This is a genomic window from Mycobacterium sp. GA-1841, assembly GCF_001954135.1.
Taxonomy (GTDB): Bacteria; Actinomycetota; Actinomycetes; order Mycobacteriales; family Mycobacteriaceae; genus Mycobacterium.
Genome location: NZ_MBEQ01000006.1, coordinates 1 through 11490 on the forward strand (window position 1 = coordinate 1; position 11490 = coordinate 11490).

Here is an 11490-nt window from a genome sequence, read left to right on the forward strand (position 1 = left end):
GGCCCGGCCCGAGGCCCTCCGGGTTGTCGAGGTGCGAATCGCCGATCGGCGGAATGGACCCGGTGATCGGCGGCAGGTCGACGGGCACCACGCCGGTGGCGTAGGCCGCGGCCCAGCCCAGCACGTTGCGGGCGTAGGCCACCGAGTTGTTGTAGCGCAGGATCGCCGTCATGACCTGGGACTGCTCGCGCAGGTTGAGCCCGCCGCTGCACAGGTAGCGGGCGGCTGCCAGGGCCGAGTCGAACACGTTCTGCACGTCGGCCCGGCCGTCGCCGTCGGCGTCGGAGGCGTACCGGGCCCACGTCCCGGGCAGGAACTGCATCGGCCCCATGGCTCGGGCGTAGGTCACGCGGCCGGCTTGCGCGCTCTGCACGATGACCTCGTTGCCCGGCAGGGTGCCGTCGAGGGCGGGGCCGTAGATGGGACGGACCGCGGTGCCGCGCGCATCGGTGGCACCGCCGTTGGCGTGGGCCGATTCGATGCGCCCGATGCCGGCCAGCAGGTTCCAGCTGATCCCGCAGCCGGGGTAGGCCGCGGCCATCATCTTCTCGGCGTTGCGGTACGCCTTCAACGAGGTGCCCGGAATGCCAAGGGCGCCAGGAGTATTGACGACGAACGCGGGCGGGGGAGCCGAGATGGTGGTCATCGGCTTGATCCGGAAGTTCGTCGGTGGCTTGGCCGCGGCGACGACCGCCGGACCGGATCGGTCGATCTGGGGTTCGACGGCGGCCAACGGGGTAACCCCCGCGGTGGACACCTCGCCGCGCGGCGCGGCCGAGCCGGCACCGGCGACCAACACGATGGGGGCCAGGACGGCGACGCCAAGTGCGGGCGAACGCACGAGCTGGCTCATACGGCGCCGAGCGGTCGCGAGAGCCGCTCCTCCCCCTATGCGCACTTACCCGTCCTTAAGGTCAATTTCTGGCCGAACGACATGTTGTGAACCAAGTCACCATACATAGTCCGGCTTTCCGTTGTTACGACAATGGTCGACAGCAATTTCAACCACTGCGTTTGGGCCGGCGCTCGGTCCCGTCGGCTTTGCTCGACGCGGTCCGTTCGGCATCGGCCGGCGCGTTGAGCTCGGCGATCAGGTCGCGCAGTTCCTCCAGCTCACGACGCAGATAGTCGCGCGTGACGACCTCGCCCACCGCGAGCCGCAACGAGGCCAGTTCGCGGGCCAGATACTCGGTATCGGCCTTGGTCTGTTCGGCCCGGCGCCGGTCCTCCTCGAGCGAGACCCGGTCCCGGTTCTCCTGCCGGTTCTGGGCCAGCAGGATGAGCGGGGCGGCGTAGGCAGCTTGGGTCGAGAACGCCAGATTCAGCAGGATGAAGGGGTAGGGGTCCCACTGGAAGGTGAAGACGCCGATGTTCAGCGCGATCCAGACCACCACGATGATCGTCTGGATCGCCAGGTAGCGGCCGGTGCCGAGGAACCGGGCGATGGACTCGCCGAACTGTCCGACCGCCTCGACGTCGACGTGCAACCCGAAGCCGCGCGTGCCACGGGGGGTGTCCAGCCGCTGGCGCGCTGACGTTTCGCTCATGAATTCGCCACCGGCAGCTCGGGCTCGTCACGCTCGCGCCAGTCGTCGGGCAGCATGTGATCGAGCACGTCGTCCACCGAGACCGCTCCGAGCAGATGGTTCTCTTCATCGACCACCGGCCCGCACACCAGGTTGTAGGCGGCGAAGTAGCGGGTGACCGCGGCCAGTGAGTCGATCGGGCTGAGGCTGGGCAGGTCGGTGTCGACGATGCCGCTCACCAGCGCCGCCGGGGGTTCCCGCAACAGCCGCTGCAGGTGCACACAGCCCAGGTACTGACCGGTGGGTGTGGCACTGGGCGGTCGGGTGACAAAGGCCATCGAGGCCAGAGCCGGGGTGAGGTCGGGGTCGCGCGCGCGGGCCAGCGCCTCGGCGACGGTGGTGTCGGGCGACAGGACCACCGGCTCGCTGGTCATCAGACCGCCCGCGGTGTCGGGCGAGTGGGCCAGCAGCCGTCGCACGTCCTCGGAATCCTCGGGATCCATCTGCCGCAGCAGCGTCTCGGCGTCGGCCGGAGTCATCGAGCCCAGCACGTCGGCAGCGTCGTCGGGATCCATCGCCCCGAGCACGTCGGCGGCGCGCTCGGTGTTCAGCTGGCGCAGCACGGCGGCCTGCTCGTCCTCGGGCAGCTCTTGCAACACGTCGGCCAGCCGCTCGTCGTCGAACGCCCGGTACAGCTCGTAGCGTCGCTTGTCCGGTAGCTCGCGCAAGGCTTCCGCCACCTCGATCGGGCGCTGTCCCTCGAACTGCTCGAGTAGCGAGGCCACCCCCTGATCGGGCATCGCCAGGCCCGAGGGGGTGAGCCCGTGGACGTTCTGCCAGTCGACGGCATGGATGTTGGAGCGCCGCCCCAGACGGCGTTGCGGACGCACGGCCACCCGGGTCACCACCCAGTCGCGGGTCCGGGTCTGTTCGATGCCCATGTCGACCACCACGACGTCGATTCCGGCCAGCTGGGGCAGATCGGGATCGTCAACGCGGACCCGGGTTTCCAGCACCTGGCCCAACACCAGCACTTCTCCGGGGCGCTGGGCGAACCGGCGCAGCGAGACGCTTCCGGTGGCCAGCGTCACCGAACCGGGCTCGATCGCCGTCACGCGCAGGATCGGAACGAAAATCCTTCGGCGGGTGAGCAATTCGACGACCAGACCGAGAACACGCGGTTGCTGGCGGACGATGCTGATGCTGATCACCACATCGCGGACGCGGCCGATGGACTCCCCGTCGGGGCCCAGCACCACCATTCCCGCCAACCGGGCCGCGTAGACCCTGTTCACCGCCGCCATGAGTCAAAGGGTAGAGACTGTGGTCGTGGAGAACACGTATCGACCCCGTAGAACGTGCCTCTCGGTTCCGGGAAGCAGCCTGAAGATGATCGAGAAGGCCAAAACTCTGCCCGCCGACGAGGTGTTCCTCGACCTGGAGGACGCCGTCGCGCCCGAGGCCAAGGCGTCGGCTCGCACTCAGGTGGCGGCGGCACTGAATGCCGACGGCTGGGCCGGACAGCTGCGCGGGGTACGGGTCAACGACTGGACCACACCGTGGACCTACGCGGACGTGATCGAGGTGGTCGCCGGAGTTGCGGCCGGCGGTGGCCGGCTCGACCTGATCGTGCTGCCCAAGGTGACCGAGGTGGCCCACATCCAGGCACTCGATCTGCTTCTGAGCCAACTGGAATCCACCCACGGCTTGGAGCCCGGCCGAATCGGCATCGAGGCGCAGATCGAGAACGCGCAGGGACTGACCCACATCGACGCGATCGCCGCGGGCCCCCGCGTGCAGGCGCTGGTGCTCGGCCCCGGTGACATGGCGGCCAGCCTGAACATGCGCACCCTCGAGGTCGGCGGGCAGCCCGACGGCTATGACATCGGCGATGCGCATCACCACGTGCTGATGCGGATTCTGATCGCCGCGCGTAGCCGCGGCATCAACGCGATCGACGGACCGTACGTGAAGGTGCGCGACGTGGACGGGTTCCGCCGGGTGGCCGGCCGTTCGGCGGCACTGGGTTACGACGGCAAGTGGGTGCTGCATCCCGATCAGATCGAGGCCGGCAACGAGATCTTCAGCCCGCGCCAGGCCGATTACGACCATGCCGAGCTGATCCTCGACGCCTACGAATGGCACACCTCGCATGCCGGCGGGGCCAGGGGAGCGGTGATGTTGGGCGACGAAATGATCGATGAGGCCAGCCGCAAGATGGCGCTGGTGATCGCGGGCAAGGGCCGGGCGGCCGGGATGAGCCGCCAGGCCGAACCGTTCCGCCCGCCGCGCTAGTGGGGCCCGGGCTGCGCGGTCAGGCGGCGGACGCCAGACCGATGATGAAAAACAGTATCCAGCCGCCGTTGAGCAACGCCCCGATGATGCCGACGACGATGCCGGCGATCGCCAGGCCCCGTCCGGCCTCCCCGCTCTGCTTGATCTGGTTGAGGGCGGTGGCGCCGAGGCCGATGCCGACGAAGGCGACGATCAACCCGATGGCACACATGGCCAGCAGCGGCACCGACACGATCGAGGCGACCAGTGATCCGATCGCCAGGTTGTTCGTGGTGTTGGCCGGCGTCATCCCGTAACCGACGGGGAAACCGGGCGCGGGATAACCGGGCGGGTACCCGCCCGGCATGCCGTAGGGGGGCGGCGGCGGAGGGTATCCGGGCAGCGGTGGCGGGTAACCCGGGCCGACCGGGAACGACGGCCCGAAAGCCGCCGGCGGCGGATAGTCTGGCGGAATGTTCGACGGATAGTCGACGGCGGGCGGATATGTCGCGTCGGCCCCGTAGCCGGAAGGTCCGAACTCGTATGACGGCTGCGGACCGGGGTCGGATGGCGATGTTTCGCCCGCGTTGCCGTCCGCGTTTGTCATGCTGATCAACCTAGCGCACCGACGGCCACGCCCCGGTTTGCGTGACGGCGGCACCCACGGTGCCCGGTACGGAGGAGAGTGAAGTTCGATGACGAGCCCATTTCAACCCGGTCAGACCCCAGGGGCCGCCTCGGCCGCGCGCGGCGCCCTGCCCACCCCGCCCAAAGGCTGGCCGATCGGTTCTTACCCGACGTACGCCGAGGCGCAGCGTGCCGTCGACTATCTGTCCGACCAACAGTTCCCCGTCCAGCAGGTGACGATCGTGGGCGTCGATCTGATGCAGGTCGAGCGGGTCACCGGCCGGCTGAGTTGGCCCAAGGTGCTCGGCGGTGGGGTGCTGTCCGGCGCCTGGCTGGGTCTGTTCATCGGACTGATCCTCGGCTTCTTCAGTCCCAACCCCTGGAGCGCGTTGCTCACCGGTCTGATCGCCGGTGTCTTCTTCGGTCTGATCACCTCGGCGATCCCGTATGCGATGGCTCGCGGCACAAGAGATTTCAGTTCGACCATGCAGCTGGTCGCGGGCCGCTACGACGTCCTTTGCGATCCGCAGAGCGCCGAACAGGGTCGGGATCTGCTGGCGCGCTTGACGATCTGACCAGGTAACGATTGGGCCCCGGCAGGCCCATACTGTTGCACATACGCGGGCTTGGCTCTACGGTGTGCGCGCGGGAGCTGCTCTCCAGCGGCGATCGGATCCGGACGGGAGGCAGGGCGGTGCGCGTTCGGCGGCTATGTGCTGCGGCAGTGGCCGCGTTGACGGCGGCCTCGGTGGTCTCGGCGTGTGGTAAGGACGACGACGGGATCGTCATCAACTACTACACCCCGGCCAACGAGATGGCGACTTTCACCGCCGTGGCCAAACGCTGCAACGCCGAACTCGGCGGCCGCTTCACCATCCGCCAGGTGAGTTTGCCGAAAGGCGCTGACGACCAACGGCTGCAGCTGGCCCGCAGGCTCACCGGTAACGACAAGACGCTCGACGTCATGGCCCTCGACGTGGTGTGGACCGCCGAGTTCGCCGAGGCGGGTTGGGCCGTCCCGCTGTCGGAGGATCCGGCCGGTCGTGCCGAGACCGACGCCGAGGAGAACACCCTGCCCGGGCCGTTGGAGACGGCTCGCTGGCAAGGCAAGCTGTATGCCTCGCCGATCACCACCAACACCCAATTGCTCTGGTACCGCGCTGATCTGATGGAGGAGCCGCCGTCAACCTGGGACGGCATGGTCACCGAGGCCAACCGTCTGCACGCGGCCGGCAAGCCGAGTTGGATTGCGGTACAGGCGAAGCAGTACGAGGGCCTGGTGGTCTGGTTCAACACGCTGCTGGCCAGTGCGGGCGGACAGGTGCTCTCCGATGACGGCAAGACCGTCACCCTGACCGACACCGACGAACACCGGGCCGCCACGGTCAAGGCGCTGCAGATCATCAAATCGGTTGCCACCGCACCGGGTGCCGATCCGTCGGTGACCCAGACCGATGAGGCGACGGCCCGGCTCGCGCTGGAGCAGGGCAAGGCGGCGCTGGAGGTCAACTGGCCCTTCGTGTTGCCGTCGCTGTTGGAGAACGCCGTCAAGGGCGGGGTGAACTTCCTGCCGCTCGACCAACGCCCCGATCTCGTCGACGCCATCAACGATCTGGGTACGTTCTCGCCGACTGACGAGCAGTTCCAGGCGGCGTACGAGGCCAGCAAAGAGGTGTTCGGCTTCGCCAACTATCCGGGGGTGCGCGACGGGGAACCCGCGAAGGTGACGCTGGGTGGCCTGAACCTCGCGGTGGCCAAGACCAGCCGGCACAAGGCCGAGGCGTTCGAGGCCATCCGGTGCCTGCGCAACGTCGAAAACCAGCGCTACACCTCGGTCGAAGGTGGACTACCGGCCGTGCGTGCATCGCTGTACGACGATCCGGCGTTCCAGGCCAAGTATCCGCAGTACGCCATCATTCGCGAACAGCTGACCAACGCCGCGGTCCGTCCCGCGACACCGGTGTATCAGGCTGTGTCCACCCGTATTTCGGCCACCCTGGCGCCGATCACCGACATCGACCCGGAGCGCACCGCCGATGAGCTGACCGAACAGGTGCAGAAGGCCATCGACGGCAAAGGGCTGATTCCGTGACACGCAGCGACGACCGCACCTCCGAGCGCAAGCTGGCCTTCGCGCTCATCGCCCCGGCGGTGATCCTGATGGTCGCGGTGACCGCGTACCCGATCGGCTACGCGGTGTGGCTCAGCCTGCAGCGCTACAACCTTGCCGCGCCTGACGACACCGCATTCGTCGGGCTAGCCAACTACCAGACCATCCTCACCGACCGGTACTGGTGGACTGCCTTCGCGGTGACCCTGGCGATCACCGTCGTCTCGGTGGCCATCGAGTTCGTCCTCGGTATGGCGCTGGCTCTGGTCATGCACCGCACCATCTTCGGAAAGGGATTGGTTCGCACGGCGGTGCTGATCCCGTACGGCATCGTCACGGTCGCGGCCTCCTACAGCTGGTACTACGCCTGGACCCCGGGCACCGGCTATCTGGCCAACCTGTTGCCCGACGGCAGTGCCCCGCTCACCGAGCAGCTGCCCTCGCTGGCCATCATCGTGCTGGCCGAGGTGTGGAAGACCACGCCGTTCATGGCGCTGCTGCTGTTGGCCGGCCTGGCGCTGGTACCGCAGGATCTGCTCAACGCGGCCGAAGTCGACGGGGCCGGGGCCTGGACGCGGCTCGTGAAAGTGATTCTGCCGCTGATCAAACCGGCCATCCTGGTCGCGCTGCTCTTCCGCACGCTCGACGCGTTCCGCATCTTCGACAACATCTATGTGTTGACCGGCGGGGCGAACAACACCGGATCCGTCTCGATCCTGGGCTACGACAACCTGTTCAAGGCCTTCAACCTCGGTTTGGGTTCGGCCATCAGCGTGTTGATCTTCCTGTCGGTGGCGGTCATCGCGTTCATCTTCATCAAGATTTTCGGTGCGTCTGCGCCCGGGTCAGAGGCGGAGGGCCGATGAGCGCTTGCGCGAAGAGCGAAGGACACCGATGAGCGCTTGCGCGAAGAGCGAAGGACACCGATGAGCGCTTGCGCGAAGAGCGAAGGACACCGATGAGCGAGCGGGTGAGTGCGCGCCGGATGACGGGCTGGACGATCGTCAACATCCTGGTGGTGGTCTACGCCTTGCTACCGGTGTTGTGGATCCTGTCGCTGTCGCTGAAGCCGACGTCAAGTGTCAAGGACGGCAAGCTGATTCCGGCCCAGATCACCTTCGACAACTACAAGGGCATCTTCAGCGGCAACATGTTCACCTCGGCGCTGGTCAACTCGATCGGCATCGGTCTGATCACCACGGTGATCGCGGTGGTGATCGGCGGGATGGCCGCCTACGCGGTGGCCAGGCTGGAGTTCCCCGGCAAGAAGCTTCTGGTCGGCGTGGCCCTGCTGATCGCGATGTTCCCGCAGATCTCACTGGTGACCCCGATCTTCAACCTGTGGCGCAGCATCGGGCTGTTCGACACCTGGCCCGGTTTGATCATTCCCTACATCACGTTCGCGCTGCCGCTGGCGATCTACACCCTGTCGGCGTTCTTCCGGGAGATCCCTTGGGATCTGGAGAAGGCCGCCAAGATGGACGGGGCCACCCCGGCGCAGGCGTTCCGCAAGGTGATCGCGCCGCTGGCCGCCCCGGGTATCGTCACCGCGGCCATCCTGGTGTTCATCTTCGCCTGGAACGACCTGCTGCTGGCGTTGTCGCTGACCGCGACACAGCGCGCGATCACCGCGCCGGTGGCGATCGCGAACTTCACCGGCAGTTCGCAATTCGAGGAGCCGACCGGGTCCATCGCGGCCGGCGCGATGGTCATCACCATCCCGATCATCATCTTTGTTCTGATCTTCCAGCGGCGGATCGTCGCTGGCCTGACGTCCGGTGCGGTAAAGGGGTAATTGGATGGCCGAGATTGTGTTGGACCGGGTGACCAAGAGTTACCCCGACGGCGCAGGCGGGTTCAGGGCAGCCGTCAAAGAGTTCTCGATGACGATCGCCGACGGTGAGTTCATCATCCTGGTGGGGCCTTCCGGCTGTGGTAAGTCCACGACGCTGAACATGATTGCCGGGCTTGAGGACATCTCGTCGGGTGAACTGCGCATCGGCGGTGAGCGGGTCAACGACAAGGCGCCCAAGGACCGCGACATCGCCATGGTGTTCCAGTCCTATGCGCTCTACCCGCACATGACGGTGCGCCAGAACATCGCGTTCCCGCTCACCCTGGCCAAGCTCAAGAAGGACGAGATCGAGGCGAAGGTCCAGGAGACCGCGAAGATCCTGGACCTCACCGAACTGCTCGACCGCAAACCCGCGCAGTTGTCCGGCGGGCAGCGGCAGCGGGTGGCCATGGGCCGGGCAATCGTGCGTCGCCCCAAGGCATTTCTGATGGACGAGCCGCTGAGCAACCTCGACGCCAAGCTGCGGGTGCAGATGCGCGCCGAGATCGCCCGGCTGCAGAGCCGGCTGGGCACCACCACGGTGTACGTCACGCACGATCAGACCGAGGCGATGACGCTGGGGGATCGGGTGGTGGTGTTGCTGGCCGGGGAGATCCAGCAGATCGGCACCCCCGATGAGCTGTACAACAATCCGGCCAACCTGTTCGTGGCCGGGTTCATCGGGTCCCCGGCGATGAATTTCTTCCCGGCCACCTTCACCGACGTCGGGGTGCGGCTGCCGTTCGGCGACGTCACCCTCACCCAGCAGGTGCACGACCTGCTGGACCGTCAACCCAAGCCGGACAACATCATCGTCGGCATCCGGCCCGAGCACCTGGAGGACGCCGCGCTGCTCGACGGCTACGCCCGCATCCGGGCATTGAGCTTCGAAGTGCGCGCCGACATCGTCGAATCGCTGGGCGCCGACAAGTACGTGCACTTCACGGTCGAGGGCGCCGGTGCGCAGGCCGCCCAACTCGCCGAACTGGCCGCCGATTCCGGGACCGGCGCCAACGAGTTCGTGGCGCGGGTATCGGCAGAATCGGCGGTGGCCGGTGGGCGGCAGATCGAGTTGGCGTTCGACACGTCGAAGTTGACCATCTTCGACGCCGACACCGGGGTGAACCTGACCCGCACCGAACCATCTGAACCATCTGAACCCGCCGAATCGGCCGAGACGACCGCAGAACCGACGGCAGAGTGATCGACGTCCTGGCTGCCGTGCGCACCCATGTGGGTGAGCACTTCAGTGCGGCCGGCATCACCTCGGATCCGGTCAGCGCCAGCGTCACCTTCCTCGGTACCGAGCGCATCGACGTGCTGCGTTTCGGACCGGACCTGCGGGCAGGCGGCTCGGGCCAGGATGTGTATCACTATGTGACGCTTGGGTGTTCACGCCACCCGATGTTCGATCCGACCGAGTTGGTCTCCGATCCGATCCACGGCCCGCGCGCCGAGATGGTGTTGTCGTTGCGCGGTCCGACCCCGGGTGGCCTGGCGCGGTCACTGGCGGTGCTGGCCGCCGCGCCTGCGGTCGAGGGTCTGATCCTGGAGGCCGACGCGCTGATCGACCTTGAGACACCGTTGTTCGACGGCGCGCCGTTCAGCGCATTCCTGTTGGGCGTCAGCGATATCGGTGAGGTCGCGCTGCCCGATCCGCTGAGCCCGGTGGCGGTGCTCTCGGCCACCCCGATCACCGCCACCGAGGCAGCGTGGGTGCGGCTCAAGGGCGCTGACGCGATGCGGGAGGCGTGGCAGGCCGACGGGGTCGATGTCCTCGACCCCACCCGAAGGGCCGCGAGCCCCAGCTAGTCAGAGCCAGTCGTTGTGGCGGAACGTGCGGTAGAGCACCAAGCAGATCGTCGCCATCAGCACCAGAACCGCGGGATAGCCCCAGGTCCACTGCAATTCGGGCATGTGCTCGAAGTTCATCCCGTAGATGCCGGCCATCGCGGTCGGTACTGCGGCGATCGCCACCCACGCCGAGATCTTGCGCATGTCCACGTTCTGCTGCATGGCAACCTTGCCGAGCGCGGCCTGCACCAGCGAGCTGAGCATCTCGTCGTAACTGGTGACGCGGTCGGAGGCCTGCACGTTGTGGTCGTGCACGTCGCGCATGTACCGGCGCACCTCCACCGAGATCAGGTCGTTGTGGTCGGTGAGTAACCGCGCCAGCGCGAGGGTCAGTGGCGCCACGGCGCGACGCATCTCGACGACCTCGCGCTTGAGCAGGTAGATGGACTCGATGTTGGTGCGCGTGCGCGGGGAGAAGATGTCCTCCTCCATGGCGTCGATGTCGGTTTCCATCAGGTCGGTCACGTCGAGGTAGCTGTCCACCACGTGGTCGGCGATCGCGTGCATGACCGCGAACGGTCCGAGCTTGAGGATCGCCGGTGCCGAGTCGAGTCGTCTGCGCACGCCGGCCAGCCCGCCGTGTTCGCCGTGGCGAACCGTCACCACGAAATCGGGCCCGACGAAGATCATGATCTCGCCGGTTTCGACGATCTCTCGGGCCAGCGCCACCGACTCGTGCTCCACATAGGTGATGGTCTTGAGCACCAGGAACAGGGTCTTGTCGTAGCGTTCCAACTTGGGACGCTGATGGGCGTGCACCGCGTCCTCGACCGCGAGTTCGTGCAAGCCGAAAACGTCTGCCACGGACTGCATCTGGAATTCGTCGGGCTCGTGTAGGCCGATCCACACGTACGCCTTGTGGCCGGCCCGCTGCAATTCGCGGACCTTGTTCAGCGCCGCGGCATGGGTGTATTTCCCCGGCAGTCGGTCGCCACCGCAATACACGCCGCAATCGACCATGGCCCGGGCCACCGGAACGTGGATCGTCTTGGCGTCGGGTTCGGGGTGCTGAGTGCGGGTGGCCGAGCGCAGGGCCGGCGGCAGGGCGCGGAATGAGGGCATGGGCTGCGACCTTCCTGCGCGGACCTTCGTGCGCGGTTTGCTCCCAACCTGATCAGCACATCGATGCTACGCGAAGCTACTGTTGCGTAACGCTCACCGGCGGGGAACCCGACCCTGTGAGAATTGGCGTTGAAGTACCCTTGCGCCGTGTCGGAAAGTACAGTCGCGTCCTCGTCTGAGCGTTCGCAAGCCGGGCGCACCCC

12 protein-coding genes are annotated in these 11490 nt (G+C 66.9%); 7 read left to right on the forward strand and 5 right to left on the reverse strand.

Annotated features, from left to right (window positions below; all coding sequences use genetic code 11):
• The 3 genes from A5740_RS01060 to A5740_RS01070 all read right to left on the reverse strand — a co-directional run.
• The coding region (locus A5740_RS01060) for a lytic transglycosylase domain-containing protein (protein ID WP_076190799.1) at positions 1-853 on the reverse strand (853 nt) is incomplete at its 3' end.
• A 148-nt stretch (positions 854-1001) separates the two neighbouring features.
• Positions 1002-1547, reverse strand: a complete 546-nt coding sequence (locus tag A5740_RS01065; RefSeq protein WP_076190779.1) for a DUF1003 domain-containing protein — start codon at positions 1545-1547, stop codon at positions 1002-1004.
• Entirely contained in the window at positions 1544-2830 is a 1287-nt protein-coding gene (locus A5740_RS01070) for a magnesium transporter MgtE N-terminal domain-containing protein (protein WP_076190781.1), read from the reverse strand. The genes A5740_RS01065 and A5740_RS01070 overlap by 4 nt, the downstream gene beginning before the upstream one ends.
• Positions 2831-2855: 25 nt before the next feature.
• Between A5740_RS01070 and A5740_RS01075 the strand changes: the two genes are divergently transcribed.
• Positions 2856-3821: a CoA ester lyase gene (locus A5740_RS01075; RefSeq protein ID WP_139334870.1), complete on the forward strand. Its 966-nt coding sequence runs from the start codon at positions 2856-2858 to the stop codon at positions 3819-3821.
• A 19-nt stretch (positions 3822-3840) separates the two neighbouring features.
• On the opposite strand, the gene A5740_RS01080 is transcribed toward A5740_RS01075, so the two are convergent.
• Positions 3841-4407 (reverse strand): DUF4190 domain-containing protein, encoded by a 567-nt coding sequence (locus tag A5740_RS01080; protein ID WP_076190784.1) that lies wholly within the window; start codon positions 4405-4407, stop codon positions 3841-3843.
• Between the two features lie 88 nt (positions 4408-4495).
• On the opposite strand from A5740_RS01080, the gene A5740_RS01085 reads away from it, so the two are divergent.
• The 6 genes from A5740_RS01085 (at position 4496) to A5740_RS01110 (ending at position 10183) form a co-directional block, all read left to right on the forward strand.
• Positions 4496-5002: a general stress protein gene (locus A5740_RS01085; RefSeq protein WP_076190786.1), complete on the forward strand. Its 507-nt coding sequence runs from the start codon at positions 4496-4498 to the stop codon at positions 5000-5002.
• Positions 5003-5121: 119 nt separating this feature from the next.
• Positions 5122-6519: an ABC transporter substrate-binding protein gene (locus tag A5740_RS01090; protein ID WP_076190788.1), complete on the forward strand. Its 1398-nt coding sequence runs from the start codon at positions 5122-5124 to the stop codon at positions 6517-6519.
• Positions 6516-7403 (forward strand): carbohydrate ABC transporter permease, encoded by an 888-nt coding sequence (locus A5740_RS01095; protein WP_076190790.1) that lies wholly within the window; start codon positions 6516-6518, stop codon positions 7401-7403. The genes A5740_RS01090 and A5740_RS01095 overlap by 4 nt, the downstream gene beginning before the upstream one ends.
• A gap of 104 nt (positions 7404-7507) precedes the next feature.
• Positions 7508-8332, forward strand: a complete 825-nt coding sequence (locus tag A5740_RS01100) for a carbohydrate ABC transporter permease (RefSeq protein ID WP_175616127.1) — start codon at positions 7508-7510, stop codon at positions 8330-8332.
• Between the two features lie 4 nt (positions 8333-8336).
• Positions 8337-9575: an ABC transporter ATP-binding protein gene (locus A5740_RS01105; protein WP_076190794.1), complete on the forward strand. Its 1239-nt coding sequence runs from the start codon at positions 8337-8339 to the stop codon at positions 9573-9575.
• Complete coding sequence (locus A5740_RS01110) at positions 9572-10183, forward strand: suppressor of fused domain protein (protein ID WP_076190796.1); 612 nt, start codon at positions 9572-9574, stop codon at positions 10181-10183. Before A5740_RS01105 ends, A5740_RS01110 begins: the two co-directional genes overlap by 4 nt.
• Here the strand turns inward: A5740_RS01110 and corA are convergent, their stop codons facing one another.
• Positions 10184-11287, reverse strand: a complete 1104-nt coding sequence (gene corA / locus A5740_RS01115) for a magnesium/cobalt transporter CorA (protein ID WP_076190797.1) — start codon at positions 11285-11287, stop codon at positions 10184-10186. It abuts the gene before it with no gap.
• Positions 11288-11490 lie beyond the last annotated feature (203 nt).